This is a genomic window from Dyella marensis, from assembly GCF_900112865.1.
GTDB lineage: Bacteria > Pseudomonadota > Gammaproteobacteria > Xanthomonadales > Rhodanobacteraceae > Dyella_D > Dyella_D marensis_A.
Genome location: NZ_FONH01000020.1, coordinates 1 through 26539 on the forward strand (window position 1 = coordinate 1; position 26539 = coordinate 26539).

Annotated in this window: 29 protein-coding genes; 19 read left to right on the forward strand and 10 right to left on the reverse strand. The window is 58.9% G+C overall.

What is annotated here, in order from left to right; translation table 11 throughout:
* Positions 1-150: 150 nt before the first annotated feature.
* The gene (locus BM172_RS18565) at positions 151-1524 is read right to left on the reverse strand and encodes a DegQ family serine endoprotease (protein ID WP_026635682.1); all 1374 of its coding nucleotides are present in this window, start codon (positions 1522-1524) and stop codon (positions 151-153) included.
* 497 nt (positions 1525-2021) lie between these two features.
* Here BM172_RS18565 and BM172_RS18570 point away from each other — a divergent pair, with 497 nt between their 5' ends.
* The 5 genes from BM172_RS18570 (at position 2022) to BM172_RS22285 (ending at position 6814) form a co-directional block, all read left to right on the forward strand.
* A complete protein-coding gene (locus BM172_RS18570) occupies positions 2022-4184 on the forward strand; it encodes an adenosylcobalamin-dependent ribonucleoside-diphosphate reductase (protein WP_026635683.1) in 2163 nt (720 codons plus the stop codon).
* Positions 4185-4341: 157 nt separating this feature from the next.
* On the forward strand, positions 4342-4851 hold the full coding sequence (locus BM172_RS18575) for a histidine biosynthesis protein HisIE (RefSeq protein WP_090423617.1): 510 nt from the start codon (positions 4342-4344) through the stop codon (positions 4849-4851).
* A gap of 106 nt (positions 4852-4957) precedes the next feature.
* The gene (locus tag BM172_RS18580; protein WP_026635685.1) at positions 4958-5713 is read left to right on the forward strand and encodes a TSCPD domain-containing protein; all 756 of its coding nucleotides are present in this window, start codon (positions 4958-4960) and stop codon (positions 5711-5713) included.
* 62 nt (positions 5714-5775) lie between these two features.
* Positions 5776-6216 carry a hypothetical protein gene (locus tag BM172_RS22280; RefSeq protein WP_143096548.1) on the forward strand — a complete coding sequence of 147 codons (441 nt, stop codon included), beginning with the start codon at positions 5776-5778 and terminating at the stop codon, positions 6214-6216.
* A 1-nt stretch (position 6217) separates the two neighbouring features.
* Positions 6218-6814 carry an Nmad2 family putative nucleotide modification protein gene (locus BM172_RS22285; protein ID WP_143096549.1) on the forward strand — a complete coding sequence of 199 codons (597 nt, stop codon included), beginning with the start codon at positions 6218-6220 and terminating at the stop codon, positions 6812-6814.
* A gap of 6 nt (positions 6815-6820) precedes the next feature.
* Here BM172_RS22285 and BM172_RS22290 read toward each other — a convergent pair whose 3' ends face one another.
* Positions 6821-7483, reverse strand: coding sequence for a uracil-DNA glycosylase (locus BM172_RS22290; protein WP_143096550.1), 663 nt, complete (start codon positions 7481-7483; stop codon positions 6821-6823).
* 24 nt (positions 7484-7507) lie between these two features.
* Entirely contained in the window at positions 7508-8473 is a 966-nt protein-coding gene (locus BM172_RS18585; RefSeq protein ID WP_081805195.1) for a nucleoside triphosphate pyrophosphohydrolase family protein, read from the reverse strand.
* A 236-nt stretch (positions 8474-8709) separates the two neighbouring features.
* On the opposite strand from BM172_RS18585, the gene BM172_RS22295 reads away from it, so the two are divergent.
* A complete protein-coding gene (locus tag BM172_RS22295) occupies positions 8710-9144 on the forward strand; it encodes a GIY-YIG nuclease family protein (protein WP_143096551.1) in 435 nt (144 codons plus the stop codon).
* Positions 9145-9229: 85 nt separating this feature from the next.
* Here BM172_RS22295 and BM172_RS18590 read toward each other — a convergent pair whose 3' ends face one another.
* Positions 9230-9532, reverse strand: coding sequence for a hypothetical protein (locus BM172_RS18590; RefSeq protein WP_026635686.1), 303 nt, complete (start codon positions 9530-9532; stop codon positions 9230-9232).
* A gap of 254 nt (positions 9533-9786) precedes the next feature.
* Between BM172_RS18590 and BM172_RS18595 the strand changes: the two genes are divergently transcribed.
* Both BM172_RS18595 and BM172_RS18600 read left to right on the forward strand, forming a co-directional pair.
* The gene (locus tag BM172_RS18595) at positions 9787-10242 is read left to right on the forward strand and encodes a hypothetical protein (protein WP_081805196.1); all 456 of its coding nucleotides are present in this window, start codon (positions 9787-9789) and stop codon (positions 10240-10242) included.
* Positions 10243-11010: 768 nt separating this feature from the next.
* Positions 11011-11496 (forward strand): hypothetical protein, encoded by a 486-nt coding sequence (locus BM172_RS18600; protein WP_026635687.1) that lies wholly within the window; start codon positions 11011-11013, stop codon positions 11494-11496.
* 133 nt (positions 11497-11629) lie between these two features.
* On the opposite strand, the gene BM172_RS18605 is transcribed toward BM172_RS18600, so the two are convergent.
* From BM172_RS18605 to BM172_RS18630, 6 genes are all read right to left on the reverse strand, one after another.
* Complete coding sequence (locus BM172_RS18605; protein WP_026635688.1) at positions 11630-11935, reverse strand: hypothetical protein; 306 nt, start codon at positions 11933-11935, stop codon at positions 11630-11632.
* A 689-nt stretch (positions 11936-12624) separates the two neighbouring features.
* Complete coding sequence (locus tag BM172_RS18610; protein WP_026635689.1) at positions 12625-12924, reverse strand: hypothetical protein; 300 nt, start codon at positions 12922-12924, stop codon at positions 12625-12627.
* A gap of 10 nt (positions 12925-12934) precedes the next feature.
* A complete protein-coding gene (locus BM172_RS18615) occupies positions 12935-13309 on the reverse strand; it encodes a hypothetical protein (protein ID WP_026635690.1) in 375 nt (124 codons plus the stop codon).
* 34 nt (positions 13310-13343) lie between these two features.
* Positions 13344-13895 carry a hypothetical protein gene (locus BM172_RS18620; RefSeq protein ID WP_026635691.1) on the reverse strand — a complete coding sequence of 184 codons (552 nt, stop codon included), beginning with the start codon at positions 13893-13895 and terminating at the stop codon, positions 13344-13346.
* A complete protein-coding gene (locus tag BM172_RS18625; RefSeq protein WP_081805197.1) occupies positions 13892-17164 on the reverse strand; it encodes an RHS repeat domain-containing protein in 3273 nt (1090 codons plus the stop codon). The genes BM172_RS18620 and BM172_RS18625 overlap by 4 nt, the downstream gene beginning before the upstream one ends.
* Positions 17161-19533 (reverse strand): DUF6531 domain-containing protein, encoded by a 2373-nt coding sequence (locus BM172_RS18630; RefSeq protein ID WP_177218837.1) that lies wholly within the window; start codon positions 19531-19533, stop codon positions 17161-17163. The genes BM172_RS18625 and BM172_RS18630 overlap by 4 nt, the downstream gene beginning before the upstream one ends.
* A 372-nt stretch (positions 19534-19905) precedes the next feature.
* Between BM172_RS18630 and BM172_RS22300 the strand changes: the two genes are divergently transcribed.
* The 11 genes from BM172_RS22300 (at position 19906) to BM172_RS18675 (ending at position 26427) form a co-directional block, all read left to right on the forward strand.
* Entirely contained in the window at positions 19906-20835 is a 930-nt protein-coding gene (locus tag BM172_RS22300; protein WP_143096552.1) for a hypothetical protein, read from the forward strand.
* Positions 20836-20980: 145 nt separating this feature from the next.
* Entirely contained in the window at positions 20981-22066 is a 1086-nt protein-coding gene (locus tag BM172_RS18640; protein WP_143096553.1) for a hypothetical protein, read from the forward strand.
* Between the two features lie 81 nt (positions 22067-22147).
* Positions 22148-22645, forward strand: coding sequence for a hypothetical protein (locus BM172_RS18645; protein WP_026635695.1), 498 nt, complete (start codon positions 22148-22150; stop codon positions 22643-22645).
* 36 nt (positions 22646-22681) lie between these two features.
* The gene (locus tag BM172_RS22990; RefSeq protein WP_366236309.1) at positions 22682-22870 is read left to right on the forward strand and encodes an ADP-ribosylglycohydrolase family protein; all 189 of its coding nucleotides are present in this window, start codon (positions 22682-22684) and stop codon (positions 22868-22870) included.
* A 10-nt stretch (positions 22871-22880) separates the two neighbouring features.
* The gene (locus BM172_RS18650) at positions 22881-23354 is read left to right on the forward strand and encodes a hypothetical protein (RefSeq protein ID WP_143096554.1); all 474 of its coding nucleotides are present in this window, start codon (positions 22881-22883) and stop codon (positions 23352-23354) included.
* A 126-nt stretch (positions 23355-23480) separates the two neighbouring features.
* Positions 23481-24077 carry a hypothetical protein gene (locus BM172_RS18655; protein WP_026635697.1) on the forward strand — a complete coding sequence of 199 codons (597 nt, stop codon included), beginning with the start codon at positions 23481-23483 and terminating at the stop codon, positions 24075-24077.
* A 67-nt stretch (positions 24078-24144) separates the two neighbouring features.
* Positions 24145-24600, forward strand: coding sequence for a hypothetical protein (locus BM172_RS22305; RefSeq protein WP_035323551.1), 456 nt, complete (start codon positions 24145-24147; stop codon positions 24598-24600).
* A gap of 74 nt (positions 24601-24674) precedes the next feature.
* Positions 24675-24956, forward strand: a complete 282-nt coding sequence (locus BM172_RS18660; RefSeq protein WP_035323553.1) for a hypothetical protein — start codon at positions 24675-24677, stop codon at positions 24954-24956.
* Between the two features lie 59 nt (positions 24957-25015).
* Complete coding sequence (locus tag BM172_RS18665; RefSeq protein WP_026635698.1) at positions 25016-25372, forward strand: hypothetical protein; 357 nt, start codon at positions 25016-25018, stop codon at positions 25370-25372.
* Between the two features lie 71 nt (positions 25373-25443).
* Positions 25444-25662, forward strand: a complete 219-nt coding sequence (locus BM172_RS18670; RefSeq protein WP_035323556.1) for a hypothetical protein — start codon at positions 25444-25446, stop codon at positions 25660-25662.
* 276 nt (positions 25663-25938) lie between these two features.
* The gene (locus BM172_RS18675; RefSeq protein ID WP_026635699.1) at positions 25939-26427 is read left to right on the forward strand and encodes a YcxB family protein; all 489 of its coding nucleotides are present in this window, start codon (positions 25939-25941) and stop codon (positions 26425-26427) included.
* Positions 26428-26539 lie beyond the last annotated feature (112 nt).

Below are 26539 nucleotides of genomic sequence, written 5' to 3' on the forward strand. Positions count from 1 at the left end.
CCGGGAGAAGGTGGCGGCAGCCGGATGAGGGTGCGGGCGGAGCGGTGCGCATCACTCTTGCGCTCCGCCCGTACCCTCACCCCAATCCCTCTCTCCCACGGGGACTACCTGCGGGTCGCCGCTGGGAGAGGAGCTCACATCGAGGTTCGCTCAACGCACGTCCACATACCGCACCCCCTCATCCCCCGACACCACCAACACCAACTGCCGCGGCTTCACCCCAGCCAAGCGCTTCATCGTGGCCAGATTCGGAATCCGCGCATTCCCCACACCGATCACCACATCGTTAGTCCCCAATCCAGCCAAGGCCGCGCGGCTCCCCGGCTTCACACTCTGCACCGCCACCCCAGCCACCCCCTGACCGCGCAAGCTCTGCGACAACTCGCTGAACATCACCCCCGCCAAGCGCGGATCCAACGTCGCCCCATCCACCGTCGCCAGCTTCTCCGGCGTCAGCTTGGCGGTCACCTCGCGGCTGGCGCCATTGCGCTGCAGGGTCAGCTTCACCGTGCTGCCTACCGGCAGCAGGCCCTCGGCGTTGCGCAGTTCCTGTGCGTTGCGCAGCGGCTTGCCGTCGATCGCGGTGATCACGTCGCCGGTCTCGATGTCGGCGCCGTCCGCGGCGGAGCCCGCGCTCACCCGCGTCACCACCGCGCCGCTGGTGTTCTTCAGGCCCAGCACCTGGGCGATGCGCGGGGTGATGTCCTGCGTCTCCACGCCGAGGTTGCCGCGGCTCACCTTGCCGTGCGCGATCAGCTGCTCCATCACGTCGCGGCTGAGATTGGTCGGGATGGCGAAGCCGATGCCGACGTTGCCGCCCGAGGGCGAGAAAATCATGGTGTTGATGCCCACCAGCTCGCCGCGCAGGTTCACCAGCGCGCCGCCGGAGTTGCCAGGATTGATCGACGCATCGGTCTGGATGAAGTTCTGGTAGCCCGTGCCGCCCAGGCCCGAGCGGCCCAGCGCCGACACGATGCCCGAGGTCACCGTCTGACTCAGCCCGAAGGGATCGCCGACAGCGACTACGAAATCGCCGACACGCAGCTTGGATGAATCCGCCACCGGTAACGCCTGCAGTCCGGTGGCCTGGATCTGCACCACCGCCACGTCGGTATCCGGATCGGTGCCGATCAGCTTGCCCTTGAAGTCGCGCCCGTCCTGCAGGCTCACCGTGATGTCGTCCGCACCGCCCACCACATGGTTGTTGGTGAGGATGTAGCCCTTGGCCGCATCCACGATCACGCCCGAACCCAGGCTCTGCGCCACCCGCTCGCGCTGCTGGCCGGGCAGGCCGAAGAACTGGCGGAACACCGGATCGTCGAAGAACGGATCGCGCACCTGCACGCGCGTCTTGGTCGAGATGTTCACCACCGCCGGCGTCACCTTCTCCAGCATCGGCGCCAGCGAGGGCAGGGCCTGGCCGTCGACGGTGGCGGGCAGGGAGGCCTGGCTGGCCAGCGGCACGGCAGTGCCGAGCAGGGCGGCGAACAAGGCGGCGAACGGACGGATACGGCGGTGCGACATGGAAAGCGACTCCCTTTCGAGTGAGGCGCGTGCACGAGGCGCGCGAAGGTTCGGATCGATCGGCAGGCGGAGCATCTTAAGCCGCGCCCTGCGGCGCTTCTGTTGGGATGACAGGCGTGTCAGACAAGCCCTACCGAAGCCTCCGGAAGACGCCGGCAGATACGCAAACAACATGCCGACACACTCACCGGAAAGCCGCTCACTTCGACGTAACTCAACGCCGACAGTTCCAAACGTGATCCCGCGCAAAAATCTTTGACATCGGCCGGCCTCGGGGGTAACTTGCACCTCCGTTCGCACCACAACATCTTGTGTATGGGCGCCGGCGCTCCAACTAATGCTGGTGCCAAGATGACAGCTCTAGGGGGAGTTGTCGCAGAGTCGGCAGGGGGACGTCAGGCACGGCCTCGCATAGAGCGACGTACGCGCGGACGGTCCAAACCATAAAAGAAGAAACCAACGGGGCCGCAAGGCCAAGCCGGGAGGTCAGGAAGCCGATGAGCACTGTGCGTGCACCTGCTGTGGGTGCGGAAATCAATCGAGACGGCGTTGCCATGATTCCGCTGCAGCCTGCGTCCTACGACATCTGGGACAAGAAGTACCGCCTGAAAGCCAAGTCGGGCGATCCGGTCGACGGCAGCGTCGACGAAACCTACCAGCGCGTCGCGCGCGCGCTGTCCGAAGTGGAAGCCACGCCGGAGCTGCGCCAGCACTGGTTCGAGCGCTTCCTGTGGGCGCTGCGCCGCGGTGCGATTCCCGCCGGCCGCATCACCTCCAACGCCGGCGCGCTGGAGCACAAGCCCGCCACCTCGACCATCAACTGCACCGTGTCGGGCACCATCACCGACTCCATGGACGACATCCTGGAGAAGGTGCACGAGGCGGGCCTCACCCTGAAGGCCGGCTGCGGCATCGGCTACGAGTTCAGCACGTTGCGCCCGCGCGGCGCCTACGTGTCGGGCGCTGGCGCCTACACCAGCGGCCCGCTGTCCTTCATGGATATCTACGACAAGATGTGCTTCACCGTCTCCTCCGCCGGCGGCCGCCGCGGTGCGCAGATGGGCACGTTCGACGTGAGCCATCCGGACGTCAAGGAATTCATCCGCGCCAAGCGCGAGGATGGCCGCCTGCGCCAGTTCAACCTGAGCCTGCTGATCACCGACGGCTTCATGCAGGCGGTCGAGCACGACCACGACTGGCCGATGGTCTTCCCGGTGCACGTCAAGGAACAGGACGAGATCGACCTTACCGACCCCGCCAAGGTCGTGTGGCGCGAGTGGCCCACCCACCAGAACTACGTGTCCCGCGAGGACGGCCTGGTCGCCTGCAAGATCTACGGCCACATCCGCGCCCGCCACCTGTGGGACATGATCATGGTCTCGACGTACGACTACGCCGAGCCGGGCTTCATCCTGATCGACAAGGTCAACGAGATGAACAACAACTGGTGGTGCGAGCACATCCGCGCCACCAACCCCTGCGGCGAGCAGCCCCTGCCGCCGTACGGCTCCTGCCTGCTGGGCTCGATCAACCTCACCACCTTCGTGCGCGATCCCTTCGGCCCCAAGGCCCGCTTCGACTGGGACGAGTACCGCGAAGTGGTGAAGGTGTTCACCCGCATGCTCGACAACGTGGTCGAGATCAACGGCCTGCCGCTGGAACAGCAGCGCCACGAGATCCTGTCCAAGCGCCGCCATGGCATGGGCTTCCTGGGCCTGGGCAGCACCATCACCATGCTCAAGATGCGCTACGGCAACGCCGACGCGGTGGCCTTCACCGAGGACGTCTCCCGCGAGATGGCCGTGGCCGGCTGGGAAGTGGCGCTGGACCTGGCCAAGGAAAAGGGCCCCGCCCCGATCCTCGCGCAGGACTTCACCGTCACCGGCGACATGCTGCGCAAGCGTCCGGAAATGGCCGCCGACGGTTGGAAAGTGGGCGACGCCATCCCCGGCCGCGTGCTGCACGCCAAGTACAGCCGCTACATGCAGCGCGTGGCCTCGGTGGCGCCGAACCTGGTGGCTGAGCTCGCCGAAGTCGGCGCCCGCTTCACTCATCACAGCTCGATCGCGCCCACCGGCACCATCTCGCTGTCGCTGGCCAACAACGCCAGCAACGGCATCGAGCCGAGCTTCGCCCATCACTACTCGCGCAACGTGATCCGCGAAGGCCGCAAGACCAAGGAAAAGATCGAGGTGTACAGCTACGAGCTGCTCGCCTACCGCGGCCTCATCAACGCCGCCGCGGTGCCGTTCAGCGACGATCCGCAGGCCAAGCTGCCGGATTACTTCGTCGCCGCCGACGACATCACGCCCAAAGAGCACGTGGATATCCAGGCCGCCTCGCAGAAATGGATCGATTCCTCGATTTCCAAGACCGCGAACGTGCCCACGGACTATCCGTACGAAGATTTCAAGGACATCTACTTCTACGCCTATAAGCAGGGCCTCAAGGGCTGCACGACCTTCCGTTTCAACCCCGCCGCGTTCCAGGGCGTGCTGGTGAAGGAGGCCGATCTTGAGAGCACCCTCTACCGCTTCGAATTGGAAGACGGTAGCGTTATCGAACTGAAAGGCAACGAAGAAGTGGAATACGACGGGGAGCTGCACACCGCCGCAAACCTTTTTGATGCCTTGAAGGAAGGCTATTACGGCAAGTTTTGAGTACAGGCCGGCGGTTGCCCAGCAACCGCCGGCCTATGCCCGGAAAGCTGTTTTCAAGCCTTGATACACGCAGGCCCACGCCAAGTACTGAACTCACGTCGGAGGGGAAACCCAGATGTCCATTGATACCGATTTCGATTCGATCGCTACGCCGGCCATGCCGGAAGCCCCGGCTGCTGCCGAAGCCCCTGCCGCCCCCAAGAAGGCGCGCAAGAAGGCTGCCAAGAAGGCCGCTCCGGCCAAGAAGGCCGCCAAGAAGGCGGTGAAGAAGGCCGCTGGCAAGAAGACTGCCAAGAAGGCCGCCAAGAAAGCCGGCGCCAAGAAGACTGCCAAGAAGGCAGTGAAGAAGGCTGGCGCCAAGAAGACGGCCAAGAAGGCCGTGAAGAAGACCGCCAAGAAGGCCGCCGCCAAGAAGGTCGCGAAGAAGGCGACCAAGAAGGCCGGCGCCAGGAAGACCGCCAAGAAGGCCGTGAAGAAGACGGCCCGCAAGGCTGCAAAGAAGGTCAGCACCAAGAAGACGGCCAAGAAGGCCGTGAAGAAGACGGCCAAGAAGGCCGCCGGTAAGAAGACCGCCAAGAAGGCGGTCAAGAGGTCCACTGCCAGCAAGAAGGCCGCCGTCAAGTCCGCGCGCAAGCCGGCCAAGAAGGTCGCCCGCAAGAAGAAGTAAGCCGTACCGCGTGCCGGCCCGGCCTTAAGTGCCGGGCCGGTGCCGTTTCAGGGCTACGCAGCTGCAGCGCCGTTCTCCCGCCAACATTGAAAAAAGAAGCATCCCTATGGCGATCAAGATCGAAAAGAAGATCAAGGGCTACAACGTCGTCAAGCCCGAGGACAAGGCCGCGCCCGCCGCAGTAGCCGCTCCCGCCGCGCCCAAGGAGGCGCCCAAGGCGGAAGTCATCCAGATGCACGAGAGCCTGGAGCGTCCCGAGACGCTGGTCGGCTCCACCTACAAGATCAAGTCGCCGCTGTTCGAGCATGCGTTGTACGTCACCGTCAACGACATCGTGCTCAACGCCGGCACGCCTCACGAGCAGCGCCGCCCCTTCGAGATCTTCATCAACTCGAAGAACATGGACCACTTCCAGTGGATCGTCGCGCTCACCCGCATCATCTCCGCCGTGTTCCGCAAGGGCGGCGACGTCACCTTCCTGGTCGAAGAGATGAAGGCGGTGTTCGACCCGCGCGGCGGCTACTTCAAGCCCGGCGGCATCTACATGCCCAGCATCGTGGCCGAGATCGGCGCGGTGATCGAGCAGCACATGAAGACCATCGGCCTGATCCACGACCCGGAGATGGACGAGTCGACCAAGCGCCTGATCGCGGAGAAGCGTGCGGCCTATGAGGCTGGCGCAAAAAAAAACACTGAGGTGAGCCAGGCGGGGCCCAGCGTGGAAGCTGAGGCGGCCGCGGGCGAATCGAGCAATGGGTTTCCGCCGGGGGCGACGTTGTGCGCCAAGTGCAATACGAAGGCGTTGGTGTTGATGGATGGGTGTCAGACTTGTTTGAATTGTGGGTATTCAAAGTGTGGTTAAAGGGCAGCACATAAATGAATTGACTCTCAAGCCGATGCGGCTACAACAGGGGAGGGATTCTTATGAAGGCATGTGTGGTCTATATCTCGGCCATGAAGGGAGAGGCCGAATCGCTTGAGGCACAGCTAAAGAAAGCTGGTGCTGAAGTATGTAAGGTGCTTGTCGATGCTGCAGTAGCAGAGGCGCTCCAAAATGCAGGCGGCGCTGTTCCGGCAAATGTGCGGGACTGCATGGCGGCGTCGGATGTCTGTTATTTTCTATTGGACGGGAATCCGGCGATTGTGGGCATTGGTGAAGCCCTACTGCTTGCTGCAACGCTAGGAAAAAAGATTGTTGCTGTCGTGCAGGGCGACGACCTGCCCTCTGACGTCGATGATGTCGCTCATACCGTTTTGGTACCTGGCTCCCCCTCTGCAGTTGCTGCTGGTAAGGAGGACATTCCCTCCGATCATCCCGCCAGAAAGGGGCGCAAGCGCGAAATTGATCGAGTTAGGTGCCAGTGATATGGCTCGCGTGTTTTCGTACAAGCTTGTACGAGATTATGGCTTCGCACCAAATCCTTATGGCGGATGTTGCACATTGGCAACATGTAAGCCACAGATACGGGCGGTAGCTCAAGTCGGAGATCTAATTATTGGCTCCGGCAGTAAGCAAGGTTCATTGGCAGAACGAGCAATATTTGCGCTTGTTGTTGGTGAAAAGCTTACATTTGATGAATATTGGGTTGACGATAGATTTCAGATTAAAAAGCCAGTCTTTAATGGCAGTCGTGCCGAAGCATTCGGTGACAATATTTATCACCGCGAGAATGGAGTGTGGATTCAATCCAATTCTCACCATAGTCATGTCGACGGCACAACTAACGAGCTAAACCTAGATCGAGATACCAGCCAGAATCATATAATTATTTCGAGGAGCTTCGTTTATTGGGGCGCGTCGGCAGCCATCTTTCCTGAATATCTTAGGGATTGCGATGGGGACGATATTTATCCTTCCGTCCGAGCGCATCGAAGTCGCTTTTCTCCAGAAATGATTCGAAGAGCTTATGCATGGTTCAACGAGCAGCCTCGTGGCTTACAAGGTCGACCTTCTGATTGGTAGCTCCAGTTAGAATAGCGCTCGCTGTGCACTTCCAGAGAAATCCCTTTCGTAAATTTTTTCCATGCCCGAAATGAAGTCGGCAGTGCCGCCGTAACTTGGATGGCGAACCGTGATGCATCTGAGTCCTGCTTCATTGAGGCCAGCAGCGGCATCGTTGCCTATTGCAATCAAATCGCAATCTCCAGTCCACTCGAGAATGGCCTCTAAAAGGGCGGTACAATCTCGTCTTTCTTGCCGGCGATGGGATCTATTTGAGCTTTGATTCCCTTCTGAATAAGGATGGAAAGGGAAGATGTTCCATAAAAAAGGCATGTGTTCCAACTGCTCAAGTATTCTCCAAATGGTTCCTGCAGTACGCTCCGCTATAGCGGGGCCGGTAGTTGCCCGGCGAATGTCCAGCGCTCCAGAAATTTGCATCAAGTTTTGAAGGTGCGCTTCATCTGTAAGTGCTATGCCTGTGCGACGACCGCCGAGATAGCCTAGGTCGCGACCAAACCAAATAGTGCGCACTCTTCCATCAAGCGCTTCCATAAGCGAAGCGAGATTCTTCTCTCGGATTCTGGGGGCGCCCGGAGTGTCCCAGTCTGTGCAATAGTCGGTATAAGGATTAAAGACAAAAGGGAAGCTGAGCCTCTTCAATTGTTTAAGAATTTTATCTCGACTTGCCATGACTTCGCTCCGGTAAGAAAAACATTATACCTGAACGTCCACCGCTACGATCCTACGCCGCTTGCCTTCCTCTCTAATCAGATTGGCTGTCTTTCGGCGATCCGTAAGGGTGGGCTTCCTAAGCAAGATGGTCTGATCATCCATATCACATATTAAGCTGCCGCCCATATTTCTATTCAGCCAGGAAAACGTCTTCCATCCTAGTAATACAGCTTTCTGCCATTCGAACGACGAAGTCTTCTTGATCTCTAGGCGCCTAGTCATCTGTCGAAGAACCAGTAGGAGTTCATCGTCAATGATGTGCCTGCCGCTTGCTAAACCGTTATCGCTTCCGTATTCGAAAATAAGCGCAGCTATGCCCTCTTCAATGACTATTGCGCGGCCACCGTCCTCGTTTTCATCTTTCTGAGGATCCTTTTTGCGTTTCTTGTTCATTAGCTTGCGAAGAACAGGGGACCAACCAAGGACTGTTAGAAACGCCACATGAAATGCATCGTGGAAGCGATAGCCATCGGCTTCATCGGCATTATCAGTTAGAGGGTCGCCTAGCAAGGTGTCATTCATACACATTACTGCCTTCGTTTTACCGTCGATGGTGTGTTGCGTTACAGTAATTTTGAATTTTCTTGGAAGCTTCTGGGACTTTGGCATTCCTTTATCATAATTCATTGCAGCCTGAACGCCTTCCTTCCATCTGCCGTCAATTTTTTCGATATTAAACTTTGCGACATCATCTAACTTAAATCCAAATTTATCGGCGACTACGGCTAAGTACCAAAGAATATCTCCCAGCTCCTCTTTTATATGATATTTGTGAAATTGATAATCTTTACCGTCCCGCAGATATTTCTTGTATGTGGCGCAAAGGGTGCCTAGCTCTCCCGCTAGACCTAATAAGGAGACTACCGAGCCTCTATCAATTTTTGTATCAAATCGCTTCGCGGTATGGTCGGTGGAGAGCGCGCGCTCTTGGTACTTTGCTAGCTGCATAGAACATTCCTTTGCCCTTAGCGGGTCCCGTTGCTATAAAGTAAGTTAAGCCTCCTACTTCGCCGGCTCGGTTGCAATGGGGCTAACGGAAGGTAGTAGGAATGGCGGGTGCGTGGGCGATAGAGCATATGCAGAAGTAGGGCATTCGCCCATAGTGAAGTATTGCCGATTGCCGGCAACATACGGCCGCGGAAACCTAAGGCAGATCTTTTGCGCTCAATGTTGGAGGAGGGGACGTGGCGCTATTTCATTTCCTTGAGGACTTGAAGCCGTCGAAGCTCGCAGACTTCTGGCGGCTTCGCGAGCACGATATTCCCGCGCTTCCAGGTGTCTATGTGTTGGCCGCAAAAGCTAACGTGCGTTATCCCTACCCAACTGGAAATAGCCCCATTTTCTATATTGGACAGGCCAAGTCGCTGAGGCAGCGCTTGCGAACGCATCTTTTGTACTCAGAGCAAGCAAGCGGAGACCGGCGTATCCCGCTCTACTGGCCGCGTTATGAGTTCGCTGCCGTACATGGCGGCCGTTATTGCTATATCCGTACATGGCAAGGTATGGGCCCTAAAGTTCTTGAAGATACGGTGCTGGCTCGATTCGCTAAACGATTCCGTGCTTTTCCTATAGCGAATGGTGCGGGCGCTTGGAGCCGAATTGACTTAGAAATGCGTTAGATGGGATGTGGCTGTTGAGGTCGCAAAGTTGCCTCTCGCCCCTCAAGTTTTCCTCAAAGGGCGAGAGTCAAAAGGGATGAGAGTATTAAATGAGTCCGCAAGCCTCTGTTTTAGCCCGCACCTGCTGCCACCGCATCCGCATATGCGCCTGCGTCGCGCAACGCGTCCCCATATCCACGAACGCCGCGATGCCTTCAAGCATGATCGGAAGGCGATGTACATCGATGCTGCTGCGCTCGTCTACCAACTCGGCGAGCAGCTTCAGAGAGTTGTAGGCGTAGTGCAGCCACTCGGTGGCGTCGTTGAGCAGTTCATCCGGGCCGGCTGAGGGATCGGAGAAATAGTTGGTGTGACGGATGATCCATGGTTCGCCGAAAACGTTGTTCATAAGCAACTCCTTGCTGAGTGCCGCGCCTCCGCTCCGAGAACGGCACGCCGCAGACAACACGACGTGCCGCGATCACACGGACTCGAAGATTCACCGACGGCCCAAGGGCTGGGCGCCGGGCGGCTTGATTAAGAAAGTGGTGTGCGGTGCTGGGGGGGGCTTTAGAAACGGAGTCAGGTTCACTTATGCTGCGAGAAACGAGCTCTCCCCCTGTTTTGGCTTAAGGGACCTCGGCTTCTCCTAGGGTGTGTCTTGTGGCTGCATCCATTCCTTTTCCCTACGCACATCTTCTTGAACTGCTGGAGCGCTCTGACGCTTCGGCATGCACGGAACTGAAGAAGCAGCTGTCGCCAGATATCGCCCACTTGATCCTGTTAGCCGGCGAGCCATCGAGAGTGACGGCGGCGGCGGCGTCACTGACTTCTCTTCTGAAGGCACGCATAGCTGTCACGCAGGCGGCCTTCGATACCAGGCTGGTGGCCGATGAGCTACGCCGTTACCAGAAGTTCGCCAAGCCAGGTAAACCGGAGCCTCACATCGTTCAGCTTCGGCGCAAGCAGGCGGCAGCGCGGCAGGCCGGTAGCGTGGCGCGGCAGTCACTGATCAAGGCTGCCACGGTGTTCGTGCGCGACGCCGGCCTGGCTGTTCCCCCGCGCATTGCGCTGGATGTATTCATCACCAACTGGATGGACGCAAACCTGCCGCGCTAAAGCTTTAGAGGGGGCGGAGGTAGTTAAGCCAAGTGCGACGGGGCATCACGTCGATGCTTGAGCCTCTGAAGGGTTACCGTTGCGCCGGCGGACACACTTGCATGACGGACGATACGGCTGCTTGCACGAGCAATTGTTGAATGGTGGAGGGGGCATATATCGCCCCCTTCTCTTAGGCGGGTTAGAGAGGGATCTTCATGTTGGCTCGGCTGTTATGTTTCTTCGTAGTGATCACCAGCATGCTGTTTGCGGGTTCGGCGCGCTCAAACGACGACGAGCTCACCGGCTGGGAGAAAGCCTATGCAATAACGGGGTCAGGTTCACTTGTGACTTTAGAGGTGAGCCCGACTCGTTGAGTTGGCAGAGAACGGGGGAGATGTGCGGAAATATCTTTTGGTTATAGCGAGCGCGATGCTTCTGGCCTGCCTAGCGGCATACGCCCTAGTCCGAGCGCCGGGCGCTGAGAGTGCGAAGTACGAGGTTCCTGGGATTGGCGTCAAATTCGCGCTACCCGTCGGCGTGAAGCCGCCTCTCTTAGGCTCGATGTTCGTCAGTGATGATCGGGCAATCAGGATCGTCGTGGAGGTAAGCTCGATAGAGCTACCCAGCGAAAATCTGACTGCTCTGGAACGAACGTTTCCAGATCCTGCGGTTCCGTTTCATAACGGCAAGCTTGACGGAATGTTGCGAAGTCGAGCACTAGTTGATGGCCGCAGTTGGGGTGGTTGGTGGCTGACTGTAGACCGAGGTAAGCAGAAGCTTAGTTTCATGATCAGCTATCAAGGTGAGGATCCGGCAAAGCTTGATCAGCTGAAATCGCTTCTATCGACGATCTCTTGGGACGGCCGCACCGCTGATTCTGAGGTTGCGTTTGGGGCCAAGTTCGAGGTCCCGGGGTTGCAGCTTGTAGCAGGTCAGGGCGGTGCTTTGTTGTACACCGCGAACGGCTCCTCGGATTGGCATCAACCTTTTATCTACCTGATGGCACAGCCCAGCAAGGTGGAGGGTGATCAACTGAGGAGCGCTGAGCTCTGCGAGCTTGCTGCATCAAAGATTCTGAAGGGCAACAGCACCGCAGCACCTCGATATACCGAGACGAAAGAGATCAGAATGTGCGATGTCTTTGGTGGCACTACCGAAGAGGGCGTGAACTACTATGCGATCGTGGCTTTTCCTGATGGCGCTGCTTTTCATCTCCTGGGGCAAGGTGACCCTGATGTAATTCGTAACGCGATCCAGAAGGGTAGGCGATAGAGCAGTGCCAGGTTCACTTATAGCGAGTTAGGTCAACGCCGTTTTGATCCATTTGATCATTGGATGGTATCGGCGACGGAGGTTGGTAACCCCCGTCGCGTCACTCGGGCAGTGAAGGAGTTGGGCGCGTTGTCTACGATCCCATTGTCGGTAGCTCTCTCTCGCTCCTCACCCTCTGCAACTGCATCCGCATATGCGCCTGCGTAGCGCAACGCGACCCCATATCGATAAACGCCCCGATCCCTTCCAACATCACCGGCAACCGGTGCATGTCGACGGTGCCGCGCTCATGGGCCAGTTCCGCCAGCAGGTGCACGGCGTTGTAGGCATAGCGCAGCCATTCGGTAGCGTCGTTCAACAGCGCATCCGGCCCCGCGTCGGGATCGGAGAAATAGGTGGTATGGCGGATGATCCAGGGTTCGCCGAAAACATTGTTCATAAGCAACTCCTTGCTGAGCGCCGCGCCTCCGCTCCGAGAACGGCACGCCGCAGACAACACGACGTGCCGCGATCACACGGACTCGAAGATTCACCGACGGCCCAAAGGCTGGGCGCCGGGCGGCTTGATTGAGGAAGTGGTGTGCGGGGTTAGGAGGCTTCGCTATCGCACAAGGCAACGCGCCGGGTAGGTCGGCTCGGAAAACTTCCAGCGAAAACTCTTAGTCCGCGGTTCGTCAACCGTGTCCGCGATGTCGTCGGACGGCCCGGATGGTCGGTGGGTGTGTCGCCGAGGGGATCGGCGAGCGCGTAGGTGCCGTATGATCTGGGGTAGCCATGATCAACTCTCTGATAGTTGGTGATGGTCAGCGGGTCAGGGGTGTTAGCGCACCCTTGGCCCGCGCTCTCACAGCATTGCTGCCATGGTTGCCCGCGATGCGTATCGAGACACTGCGCGGACAACGCCATCGACACTATCAAATCGATTTTTGGTTGTCTGTAGGCGCGCGCCCGCATGGAGCGTGCATGACGCAATTTGCGGATATGTCCGATAGTTCCGTCGAACCGATGCGGAAGGTTGCCATGCGATTTTTCTGTGTGCGCAGACCAGAAAGCACCACAGCGCCCGGCGATCTTTGATCAGAACGCCTTGGACTCTATGAGTCGACTCAGTACCGCAAGACTAGGTAATCACTTGCAGCCGACCTCTCGAATGCCTGGACCGCCGATCACGTAACCGGCTCGGCCATCCGCAGTCTTGACTTTATATAGGTGGAAATCCTTCTCGTAGCGATCGTCCAAGACAACAGCCTTCTGCGCGATGAGTTCGGCCAGGACTTCATTCTGAGCAGGCTTGGAAGTTGGGTATCCCATGGGATAGGGCTCCCGGAGCAGCTGAGTCCTTCCATCCATAAACAGCTCACAGTGGTGGACATCACAACCACAGAGCGCAGCGATGGAAATCACTAACGAGCACCGGAAGGTGATCATCGCTGCTTCCTTAGCGCAGAGCTTCCCAGGCATCAGCCGCCCTGGATAGTTTGATTGAGGGATACTTCCTGGCGACAGCATCCTGATCGAAAGGCCCCTCAACTTTCTTGCTCGCGATATCCAGAACCATCGGCCCATCCGGATCCCCGCCAGACAAAGCCTTCCGATCCGCAACGATCACCTGCTCGTTCCACCCAATGGCCCGCACGGTCCCTTCCAGCACCCCTCCACCCGAAGCCAGCTCACCAGCCGGCTCGATGTAGAACACGACGGGCCCGTTTTCCTCTCGGCAGAGTGCATATCCGGATTCGCCGATCGAGCGGCAGTCGGAATTGAATAAATCCACATCACAACCAGGCAGCGCCAGGACCAGGAGGATCGGCAAGAGTCGCGCAAGTTTTGCGCTGGAGCTGGCCTCCTCAGCCAGAAGCAGGTGACTGCCGCTCGATCTTGTAGGAGCCTTCGACATGCACGTCGTCACAGCGAGCTCCTAATCCGATGGGGTCTTTTCTGGCGAAGGTGGAATTCAAAGTGACGATCCAATGCTCGCCGTCCTTTTTGATCGAGAGCTTTCCACTCGCGGCATAGCCGAAGCACCCGCTATTTCCCCGGAAGGCGTCGCTAAAGGTGGAGTAAAAAGCGATGACGCCGTTCCTTCGTTCGGACAGGTCGATGGACAGCTCCTCAGGAGCGCCTTCCGGCACGTACACGGAGAGCTCCTCAGTGTAGGCACCGTCGGCCCCTCGCTTTGAATCGTGCTTCTGTCTGAACTGAAATACGCGCCCCGCTCCTTTTGCCACCTCGTGGCCGGCGACAAGGAAGCCGAAAGGCACTTTTTCTTTTGTGCTGCCATCAAGCTCCGCACGATGAACATCAGCCAGATTCAGTCCGGCGTTGCTGAACAAGTCCGCCTGCTCCGGTGCGCGACAAGAAAAAGCGCACAGAACCAACACAGCCAAAAGAGTTTTCATTTTCCACCTTTTGAGCAGTCGCATTGAGCGCGAATTAGACCAAACTCGTCCGCCACCGTTTGTGACAGTTCGAAAGACCACATGTCCACCTGGGCGTGCCAAGCCACGTACGTGGGGTTGGAGGCTTGCATGATATAGAGCGTGGTGGACTCTGCCCGGTGCATGCTCTCGTGCAAAAGCGTCCAAATCAGCTGATCCGCATCCTTCGCATCCAGTTTCTTATTGAACGAACTATCAATAGTCACAGAGCGAAAAAGTCCGGTCGTCAAGCCCCAGGCATTGTCTGATTTGATCGTGTCGCCAGTACTGACGCGCGAAGGAACATCGATTTCCGGGAACCTGCTTGTTGGAAACTTTTCACGTAAGAAGGCCAGCGCCGTAGAGATGTCGCAGGGCGTCAGACCGAGAATATCCACCAGGTGTGTAGGGTTTGCCCGAGCGTAGATATAAGTGTTCACTCCACCGCTTTGGCCCACGGGGTCACCTTGCAGATAACGCCCCAGCCGGCTGTCATAGTCCCGGAATCCGTTCTGCCAGGTACCTGACTCGGCATCCAGGTATTGGCCAGGGAAACCTATGTTCAAGCCGCCAATGGCGTCCTGCAGCACGGTGCGGCCGAAAGCGTAGTTGGCGGCGCGCCAAGTCGTCTGCTGTGCTCCATTGGTCACCAGCTCCGGGCGTCCCAGGTGGTCGGTATGCACGAATCCAAGGCCGGCGCTGGTGCTGTATACGCCGACCAGCTGCCCGCCAAGCCACAGGTAGCTCTTCCATCCATTGGGGCCGTACTCGGCCAGCAGTTGCCCTGGTGCGCCGTACACATAGCGTGTCTGGCCATCGGGTCCGCTCTTGCCTACACGTTGATCCTGCGCGTCGTAGAGATAAGACCAGCTGCCCGCCGGATGATAGATGGCTTCTCCATTCGGCCCGTTCGGTTCGCCGAAAGTCGTGGCGACATTGCGGCTGTATTGGCTCAGGCGGTTGAAGGCGTCGTAGGTATATGTGGCCGTCGACGCGTCGTATTGGAAATAGTAACTGGAGCGATTGCCGCGCGCGTCGTAGCCATAGCTGTGCGGCCCCATGCTCGTCGCGCGATTGCTGGCGGGATCGATGACGGGATATTCGTCCCACGGGCCGTTGTTGTGAGTCAGATTGTCCGACGCGTCGTACTCGCGCAGCTGCTGTCCACCTGAGCCGTACGTCTGCTTGGTCAGCCGCGAAAGCGCGTCGTATGCGTATTGCTGGCTCAGTCCCGTATTGAAGCCGTTGGTTGCCGCGGTCATCTCGTCGGCCGCGTTGAAGCCATAGGTCAGGCTTTGCAGCACGCCGCTGGCGTTTCCGGTGCTGATACCGGTCAGGCGGCCATCGCTGTCGTAGCCGTAACCGCGTGCAAGGCCGTTACCCACGGTCCACCCCGCGACCGGTCCCAGCGGCTGGTAGTTCACCCCGGTGGCGAGGTTGCTGGTGGTTCCGTTGGCGGTGACCGTTGCCGCGCTCAGCTTGCCGTACGAGTAGGCGTATCCCACGCTGACGCCACTGGGATAGCTGATGCCCGTGACGCGGCCGGAATCGTCATAGTTATAAGCCGTCAAGTTCTCCGTGCTCTGCATGGCATCGTCGCGTGTTGCGATCAGGCCATCGACGGTATAGGTGAATTGGGTCCAGGTCTGGGTGGTCGCGCCGACGGCCGAGCTGAAACCACACAAGCGCCCCTTGCCATTGGTGCAAGAGTCATACGTATAGCTACGCACTTGCTGACCGCCGCTGACGCTGGTCAGCCGCCCCATGCCGTCGTATCCGTAGGTGAGCGAGCTGCCGTCGTTGCGCACCATGCCGGTGCGTTGGCCGGAGGCATCGTAGGTGTAGGAGGCGGTTCCCGTATCCGGACTGACCTGGGTCCATAGCTGGGCAAAGCCGTCGTAGGTATACGTGGTGGCCTTGCCGCGCGGGTCGGTCACCTGGACGAGGTTATCGGCGGTGTCGTACGCGTACTGGGTAATGCCACCGGCCGGATCGGTCGACTTGATCGGACGACTGAACGCATCGTAGTCCACGGTGGTGGAGCGATTGAGCGCGTCGGTCACCTTGGTGATGTTGTTGTCGGCATCGTAGGTGTAGCTGACCTTGACGTTGCCGGCGCTGTCGCGTCGCGCGATCACGCGCCCTAGCTCGTCATAGTCGACGCTGCTGTAGGTCGATACCACCGGCGGTGGCGGGCTGACTGCGATGACGACGTTCGGGCTGAAGTCGCCGAACCAGGTTACTCCCTCCTGCAGCATCCTCCACTGAAAACTGAAGTTGCCGGGAGGCGGGGCCTGAATCTGGAAGCTGAAGGTCGCGGTCTGCCCCGGCGCGATATCGGCCGGCAAGGCCACCCGCGCGATAGCCCAGGTACCGTTGTTCTCGGGATTCTGCGAGCCGAGCTTGAACGCATCGGCCGTCTTCCACGTGCGCGTGCCGGTGTTCTTGAACTGCAGTGTGACGGTCTGCGTGGTTGCAGTCTGCATCGCCGTGTTCACAGACTGGCTGACGAACTGGGCATTTGGCGTGGGCGTCGGCACGACCAGGTTGCCCGAATTGCCGATCAGGTTATTGGCCGCGCCTACGGGAGAGATGCCATGGATGTAGATCTTCTGGCCCGCGTACTGCAGTCGTTGGGCTTCGCTCAGCGGAATATTGAAGCGGAAGCTGCCGCTGCCAACCTTGCAGGCGCTGGCCACGCCGGGCTCGCTGGACTGGTTCGCCAGGGTGCGAACGATGCCAGTACCGGTGCCATAGGGGCCGCCAAGATAGAGGTCGACGTTAATCGAATCCGTGCGATAGGTGGAGCAGGCCCAGCCGCTGATCCAGCCGTCGGCGGAAACACTGTCGATGTTGCCGGTCACGACCGTGGACACGACCGTCACGACGACCGAGTTGTCGGAGGTGGCCGAGTCATAGGCGCCATCCACTGTGGCCGAGAAGCTGTGGACCCCGGCAGGCACGTTGCTCCACGTCGTCGAGAACGAGTAGTTGAATCCGCCGCCGCTCATGCCCGGTGAAAGGATCTGCTGGCCGTTGTCGAATATCCTCAACTGCAACGGCGTATCGCAGGTGATGGTTCCTGAGAGCGAGATCGAGACGCCAGGTGGCGTCACCAAAGTCTGGCCGTTCTGCGCCGAATTGAGGCTGATGGTGCACATCGGTCGCGCGGAGGCTGTCGGCGCCAGCAATGCGCTCAGGCACAGGCACAACAGCACGCCGAGCAGGCGAAGCATTCCCTTGCCACTCATGGCGTGGTCCCCCGCTGCGGCTCTACAAAGCTGCGCTGCTTCTTGACCGAAGTCGGCAGCGACATGGCGTTGTAGGTGTAGACCGTCTGTGCGAATGTCCCGCCCGGCTCCGGTTCGTACTCCGAGAGGAGACGGCCGGCGGCGTCGTACTGGTAGGAGTGCGTCATGCCGTCCGGGGCGGTCATGCGCGAAAGACGGCCGAACCCGTCGTACTCGTAATAGGTATGCTGCGTTCCGCCGTTGCGGAAGGTCTGGCGGTCGACAACACGACCACGGCCGTCATAGACGTAGGCCTCCTTCTCGCCGTTGGGGCCCGTGATGCTTCCGGGCAGGCCGAGGTTGTTGTAGCCGTCGTAGGTCGTGGTCTGACCGAGGCCATTCTTCGAGGACAGCAGGTCGCCTGTCTGCGAATACGTGAGCACCGTAGCGTCACCCGAGCCCGCCAGCGGACCATCGATCGTCATCGTGGCCAGCAGGCCGTTTGGCCAGGTGGTGTAGGCGTAGGTCGTGGCGCGCGTCTGGCCTGCACTGGCAGCCACGGTGGACGACAGGTTCTTCACCGTGGCGGAGGCAAGCCGCTGGTCCGCCCCATAGACGTAGGCGATCTCGCGCTGGCCTGCCAAGGTTTCCTTGGTCTGGTGGTTGTAGTCGTCCCAGACATACGTCCTGACACGCTGTGCGCTCGGATCGGCACCGGCATTCTCGGTGACCTTCAATACCTGGCCCTTGGCGTCCGATTCGTAGGCGGTGATGTTGCCCCTGAAATCGGTCGATGCAGACATATAGCCGTTGGAGTCGTACTGCCGCGCAGCGTAGCTGGCGGAGCAATGCGTCGAGGCCTGGCCGTCGATCGACAGCTGATTGCCGCTGGCGTCGAAGGAGTAGGTCGTTACTTTGCCAAGGGGGTTGGTAATCGCCGTTGCGGTCACTTTGCCGTTGGTGTCGAGCGTGTAGGCGAACTGGTAACGCTCCATGCCATAGGCATGCTTGGTTTCGATCGCACGGGCATTGGCATCGTAGGTGAACCACGAGTAGCGCACGCCCTGGATGGTCTTGCCGGTCAGCGCGGTTTGGAACCGGCTGTCTTCGTACAGATAGGCCAGCGTGGTGGAGGGCGAACCAGGCTGTGTCACGCCGGTAAGCAACGCCACCATCGTCTGGATCGGCGGATTGACCGGCGTCGGCGGCGGATCGTCCAGGTCCGGCTGCATCATCAGCATCGGTGCGAGTGACCTGGAGGCCGTCTGTGCCGACGCCATCTGCATCGTGTTGGACGAGGTCAGGGCAATGGTCTTGTAGGTGTACTGATAGACATTGCCGGCCGGGTCGGTGATCTGCGTGAGCAGGCCTCCGCTCCAGGTGAAATCCACATGGCGTCCTGAGTCATGAGTGACCCGGGTCAGGTAGTGATTGCCGTCGTAGGTGAAGTTCCAGCCGATGCCCTGCTGGTTCTTGATGGTGACGGGAAAGCCGGCGGCGTCGTACAGCTCGACCGTGTGGTCTTCGCTATAGAGCTGGTAGTTGCCGCCGACCTTGAGGATCTTGGCGATGGGCGACGGCTTGTCTTCGTACCAGCCCGGCACTGGTGAGGTTGCATAGTTGAACTTGATCTTGCGCCCGTCGGGGCGCTGCGCCCAGATCGAGGCGCCGGTGGGATCGCAGGTGCCATTGCCGGGGCGTGGATAGCAGGCGGAGGTCGGGTCGTCCGTGGTGAACAGCAGTTTGTAATCGAAGCTGCTCAGCCAGCGGCGGCCGAAAATGCCGATGCCGTCCCAATAGAAATCGTAGGTGCGGTTGAGGGTCAGGGGCATGTCCCCGCCGCTGCGAAAATCGACTTCGGGTTCGATCTTGTTGCCAGTGGAGAAGACGACTGGATTGCCCGCGGCTTGAGGGGATCCCGACTGGTCGCATTTGGTCTTTATGGAAGCGTCGCGTTTCTGGTTGGGCGAATTGCCGGGATTGGGCGCTGTCGTGCCGCCGCCACCACCGCCAGCGCTTATTCCGCCGCCGCCGCCATAACCACCGCCTGTGTCGGCATATACGGGGTCGCAGAAGCCCGGGTTATACGTGCTTCCGTCGCTGGTGGTCACGGTTCCGCCGCCATAGCATTTCCAGCCGACGACTTCGACCTCCGCATGCAGCTGCGTCGGAACGTGCAGCAGTGCCAGCGCCGCCGCCAAGGCGGTGAGGTGGTATCCGACGCGTGTCGCGCGGCGTGGAGGCTCGATCCGGCGACATCCATCACCTTCGTGCTGCAGGGTCTCAAGGCCGACACCGTCAAAGAGCGGTTGCCGCTCGCTGCGATGCTGGAACGTACTGAAAACAGAAACGCAAGGACGGATTAGCCGTCCCCATGGCCATTGCAGCATCCCTATTGTCCCCTTGTTTAGAGCCATGCATTGCGCAAGGCTGCGAGCATTTGACATGGGTGATCGGCGAGCGTCAAGAGCAGGTGATCGTCGCTATCTGCCGGCTCGCGGGCGGCTTGCGGCGGTTATCCGGGCACAAAGCCTGATGGGGGTTCCAAGGCGTCTTTGCTTGCCTTTTGGCTAGGCCGAGGAGCGCTATGACGCTGGATCAGAACGGGGGCATCCCATAGCGGCGGGTTAATGAACCTCGTCTCCGCTTCCTTGCGATCCCTTTCCCTTCGCCAGATTTACGGCAAACATAGCGACGCTCAGGACCGAGAAGCGTTGCACCGAAACTTATTACCTAACCGTATTGCGTCAGGTCCTTTCGCTATGAAACGGAATCACCTCGTAATCCTCTCTGTCGGCCCACTGGCCGTGGCTACTGCAGCCTGGGCTATCTGGCATTCAGCCGACTCGAATGGACGGGATCACAAGCCCGTTGCAACAATGCCTACTGCTGAGGTGGAGTCAGCGGCAGGTGATGCGCCAGAGGCTCCGCGGGCGAGGCTTGAGAGCTCCCTAGGCCAGGCTGCGTCAGGCAAGCAACTGACCGCGCAGTTCGAACAAAGCCGTCGATGCTATTTCTCGCATGGCCAAGCCAATGCACGAAAATCCGTCGCCAAGGCCTGCCAGGAAATCGCCAAGGGTGGACAGGCGAAGGCGCAGGCGGATAGCTGCATGGCCAATATAGCTGCGGATGAGGATGAAGCGGCCAGGAGCAACCAGCAAGATGCGGCCGATTGTCCTGGCGATGTCGCATCCGCCAAGCATTTCTATGAGATGACCAAGGCGGCCGCATCGAGTGGCAACGCCGATGCGCAGGCCTGCTACGTGCAATCCGTATTCCAGAACAACGGAGTGGCGCTCACCTATTCCCAGCAGGACATAGCCGACTATCGCCGCGATGCGCCCCGCTATATATCCGACGGCCTCGCCCGCGGAGACTGGAGGATCGTAAGCATGCTCGCCCGAGGCGGTCACGGCGACAACGATGGCTTGCTGCCGCTGGTCACGAAGAATGATGTCTATGCCCAGTACGTGATGAACCGGCTGCTTCAGCAAGGAGCGGAAGGACCTTATGCGCTGGAATTGGAGCGGTCCATTCGAATGTCCTACTTGTCGCCTGGCATAACCACTCCTCCGCCATTGACGCAACAGCAAGTTGCCGACGGTACTCGAGAGGCACAAGGGCTCTACCGCAAGTCTTTCGATAAGCAGCCAAAGTTGCAGGCCGCACCGATCGCCTGTCGCGGGATTTGAGGATGGCAGATGCGTCCATGGGAGGCGCTGTCATCCCCCGGACAGGACTATCACGCCGTATTAGGGGCGACCTGCTCGGTGATGATGCGCGGAGGATCAAATTGATGGGCATCAGGGTTCCTAGATTCGGACGAGCCTAGGGCGCATGAACGGTACTCCTGCTTTCCTGGTCCTTTTCCTCCTCTACGTTTATGGCAAACATATAGGTCATCAGGAGCAAGGGAGAATGGCAGGGATGTCTACAAAAGCCGGGAAGCAGATGACTTACTTGTGGATACCCGGCACAGGGCCGGATGCTCAGGCCCTTCGTCGGCTGCAGGAGCACGCCCGCAAGCCAGCCCGCCCCATGGGCGAAGCCTGGTTCATGGCGGAGCATCGTCGGTTTTTTACTGAGCTGCTGACTGATGATGCCAGCCGGTGGGAGCGTGAGTTGATCGAAACCGCCCTGATGACCCTCACCTCAGGTCCCGGCTGTTTCGGTCTCCGGCGAGAGTGGTCAGATTGGCTGCATTACCTGACGCCAAGGCTGCTAGGGCGCATCGACGGCCCGCAATGGAAGAACATCTACGAAAGCCTGATCAGTGCATTCATGGCGCGATACCCGGATGAGCGCTCGGAGTATCCGTACGATCGGTTCCTGGAAGACACATTGGCCACACTCGGCCGGATGCCCATGGCTCCATCTAACTGGAATGACGGCGGCCTTGTCATGGACGGATTGATTCCAGCCGTTGAAGAAATGACGTACGGGCTAGCCCTTTTCTGCGGTGGTACGTTTTCTGCGGCGCTCTTCCTCCATCTAAAGTATCTGGATGAAGGGCTCCTTCCTGACTGGCTCGCATCGGTGCTGGCGATCGAGGATGCGGTCTGGCGCGTCAAGATGGTCCTGTGGGTCGCGAAGTCACGCGAGCTTCTACTGCAATCCGGCCAACAACCAGGCGTCCTCGAAATGGAGCCAAGCTATGGATCCGGCTGGGATGGCTGCTGGGGCCTGATGGGCAGCAATCCGTCACCGGAAGTCGACCCGTCGCAGATCGCCATTCCATTTCTCAGCGACGCGCGCAGGCAGTGCTTCCAGAGCGTGCTTCGACGTCATTTGACTCGTGCATCGCTGGAACGTCTTGGCGCGGAAGTGGCTGAGGCCGAAGAAGCTCAGCCGAGGCTTTACGGCATTCGTGTCCAGTTCGATCAAGCGGTACGCGAGATCGTTCTGGACTATCAGTTGCGGTAGTGCAATTTGTTGCGGATACAACACGACAATCAACCTAGCCACCCTGTAAAAATCGCCCGATTAGAGATTGGATCTCCTTATATGAGTGACGCCCCGCCAACCGTACGCATGTGGCTGGAAAGCCTCGTAGTCGCTGCCGCCACCGCGCGGCCGTTGGCAGAGCTGTCGCCCAACGCGCATATCCACGGTGGCCTGCGGCTTGAGATCCAGGGACGTATCGTTCCGTACATGGGCTATTGGAGACCGGACGACGTCTGCATGCACGACTGGCTCGTGGAGTTGCAGTGCGCGGCGATCGCGCTTGGCCAGGAAGGAGGCCGCCATGTCTTCGACGAGGGCGAGCAGGGACAGCCGGCTTTCGTATTCTCCCGGCGAGAGGGGCGCGGCTACTTCTCCATCGTGGAATCTGAAATCTCCGACGCCGAAGGGGACGAGGCTTGGCAGGAGGTGGCGTTCGATCCCGATGAATTCATCGAAGCGCTGCGAGTGCTGCTGGAGGACTTCAAGGGGCGTCTGCTATCGGAGAGCCCGGGCGTGGCGCCGCGTTGGTTGGCGAGGGTCCGGCTTGATCAAGGATAGAGGCCATGCCGTGTCTACGGCGATGAATGCGGTGTCTTGGCGATAGCTATAGCATTCGGAAACGATACCGACACAATGGCCGCGGCAGCCGGCGGTGTGGCAGGCATTCGCTTCGAACTATCAGGGATACCGGAGACATGGCGCGAACGCACGAGAGGAAAGGATGTATTGGCTGAACTTCAGCACGCGCTACTTCTGCGCGCCGTCGGCCCTGAAGGGGCATAGGAGAGGGGTTGTGCAGCAGGACGAGACAGGGTTTTGGCGGAACGTTGGAGTGCTTGCGGGGGTTGCATTCATTGCGCCCTTGCTGACGGAGATCACGAAAGAACCTGTCGGCTTCGACAAGGTCTCATGGTCGTGGCCTTGGGTGGTGGCGAGCCTTTGCTTTATCGGCATCGTTGGCTTCATGGGGGTGCAGGCCATGAATATGTCGGATCAGCACCGATGGAGGCTTCCTTCCCTGCATTTGAAGTCCTCAGGTTCCGAGGAGCCTGTCCAAGTGCACTACATGAATGCGCTAGGGATGTTCTCGATCGGTGCTGGTTACTTTGTGCTTGGGTGGTTTGATCCCGAAGTACGTTGGCTCTGGGAAATTCCGGTTTCGGCAGGGATCGGGATATGGCTAGGCATGCGGTTCTACATCTGGGCCTTTCCGAATCGGTTTGAACAGCGAGAGGGCGCGTCGCGCCGAAAGATTCGGCATCGTTGAAGGGGCGACAAGGGTCGCTATCCTCTTAAGCGCTGACTTTCGCTGTGGCTCTCACGGAGCGGAGGCCATGGCGTAAAGACCTGACAACGTGATTGCCCTAATCAAGTCCGCGCGGGAGTGCAAGACATGGAATACCGCTTTCCAAGATGGATTTCCTACCTTCTTTTGTTTTTCATCGCCGCGATGGTCGGCCTTGCTGCTTATGCCGTACGCACGCCAACGCCGAGTTCGAGCGTTGGATCAGATATCGTCATCGGTCTGATCGTAGTTTGTCTTGCTACCGTGTCGGCATGGGGCTACCTGTACGTAAGCCGCTATGTCATTGAAGTTGGCGCCGAGAATGTAGCCATCACCGGCGTGTTTCACACCAAGCTCATTCCGCTTGGTTCGATTGCGCAGGTCATCACGGTGAGCTCGCCAAGAGCCGGGACAGATTCATGGCTATTGAACAAGCAAGACGTCAGCCTCGCAAAGATCGATGGAGGATTGATCGGGTTTGACGAACTTCTAGGAGATCTTGGTAAAAAACTGCAGCCATACCAGGCGCTTTTCTACCGCAGCAGGACGTGGGGTCCATGGGAGATGCAGGTTGCTGGCGACTCGAAGTGGGTGCCGACCGAGGCGCCAAGCCTGGCGCGCAGGACTAACCGGCGACTAGCTGTGATTCTGATCGGTGGGTTGCTTCTCGTTATCGCGGAAGTAATGGCCAGTGCTTGGCTGTAGATCGTAAGATTCGCTTCGGACCCATCTCAGATATTGGCCATGTCACAGCCGAGGAGCGAAAGCAACGATGGGGAATGTTCTTCGATTCGTCTTTACCACGTTGCTACTCGTGTGGTCTTTCGTGACCTTCTGTACGGGTTTGTGGAGCATAGCCGGTACATATTTCTTTACCGATCGATTTACGATCGAGTCGCGCCATGATGTTTGCGAGCAGCCACTCAATAACCGTTGTGTTACCCACTATGAAGTAAGTCGGGGCAACGGGAAGCTGGATGACTTTGTGCCATTCATCTATCAATTTGACCGGGGCTACCTCGTAGAGGGCTGGACGGTTGCCAAGGTTCGATGGGGGTTCTCGTACGAGATCAATGGTGTGCAAAAGCCATGGCCTTATCTCTGGTCGCGTGTGGAATGGTCGCTGCTGGGGCTCGCAGGAATGCTTGCCTGGTACTTCGCCGGTGGCCCTCGGGCGCTGAGAGGTTGGCTGCGTAGCTTTAAACACAAGATATTTACGGGGCCCTGATGTTCGCTTTCGACCCAAAGCAGGCCTGGCGATCTTGAGTAACCATTTCTCCTTCACCGGTACTGGATGGCCAGATGTCGCTGACTCAGAAAGAACGCATGCTCTATCTCCGGGTAGAAGAAGTGCTGCACTACATGTGGGATCCGATTGGTATAGCGGGTGTCCCACAGGCGCGGGACGAATACGAAAGCTACGCACCCAAGGTCTTCGACCTTGTAAGAGGCACCACGGATGGCAAAGACGTGGCTGCATATCTGTCTTGGGTGAGCATGGATCTTATGGGCCAAAGGCCAGACCCAGATGGTGACTCGGCGGTGGTTGAGGCGCTGCTTGCCTGGAGAGACTACCTCAGGTGATGCCCATCCTTAGGGCAATAGGTGAGCATTAGATTCCCTCCAAACGAACCGCAGTTGATATGACAACCCCCAACGAATTGACGGTGATGTACCGCCCAGTCGGTCCTGAAGAACTGGAACTATTGAGGCAATCCGATTTCAAGCGGTGGCCTCCGCGTCTGCCGGAGCAACCCATTTTCTATCCAGTGACCAACGAGGAATACGCGGCCGAGATCGCGGGCCGTTGGAATGTGCGTGACGGTGGCTACGGCGCGGTCACCCGCTTTCAGGTGCGGACGTCATTCATGATCAGGTACCAGATTCAGCGCGTTGGCGGATCCCATCACACGGAATGGTGGGTGCCGGCCGAGGATCTGGAGGATCTGAACGACAACATTGTCGGCTCGATCGAAGTCATACGGGAATTCAAGTCATAGTTGGCGAGAAGACGCCGACCGGAAGCAGATGTCAGGAGTAACTGAGTTACACCTCAGCCAAGGCTTTGAGCATGTCCATCCAAAACGATCATTCCCAAGCATCGCGCATCGCCCAACGTATCGCCGCACTCCGCCAGGAACGGGAGGCAGTCCAGACGCAGCTGAGCGCGCTCGAAGCACGCAAGCACGAACTGGGGAACCTTATGCTGCGCATCAACGGCGCCATCGCCGTGCTGGAGGAGATGGAGGCGGAGGGGCGGACCGCTGGCGACGAAGGTGCGCAGCTTTAAATGGCGTAGCGGCGTAGGTTGGGGTGAGCCATCGGCGAACCCCAACAGGCCAGCTGCATAGGCACGGTGACGTTGGGGTTCGCCGATGGCTCACCCCAACCTACAAAGATGTCAGGGTCGTTGCCGCAGGCATCAATCACCGGCGCGCTCTCTGATGTTGAATGCGTTGCGGTTTCGTGGGGAGGGCTAGCGCCCTGAGAGGTTGGATGCGATTTCGCTGTTGACTCAAAGCAAGCCGGTCGGATTCTTCAATTGCGGCAATACAGGTGTCGACGAATGCATCGAACCATCCTCAACTACAACGAAGCGCTTCTTCGTCAGGCTGTTGGCGGCTTTTGGTGGCGGGTCACCGGCTTGCGCTTTTTCCTGGCCTGGGCAGCCGTCGCTTTTGGTTTTGCCATGGCCATTCGCGAAGGCGACGTTTCGTGGTTTACAGGTGTGCTTGGCAGCGTTTTGATGGTTGGCACGCTCTTCCCGATCGCCCTGTACGCTATGCACTATCGCAATGCTGTCCAAAAGCTTAGGGCCATGGGCAATGCCCAGGCGACGCTCGAGGCCTCTGATAACTCGCTGTCGATATCTTCCGGCGCCGGTAGCGCGTCCATCCCGTGGTCGGCAATCGCTGAGATATGGCAGCTCAAGGCTTGCTGGCTGCTCCTGCTTTCCAAATCGCAGTTCATGACTCTTCCACTCGCAGACGTGACGCCGGAATTGGAGGCTTTCATTCTTGCGAAGGTGCGCGCCTCGGGAGGAAAAGTTGCCTGAGAGAACGAAACTCGGCGTTTTCGAGACCATCCCGCCTCTTCTTGCGTAGTGGCGTAGGTTGGGGTGAGCCACCGGCGAACCCCAACAAACCAGCTGCATAGGCACGGTGACG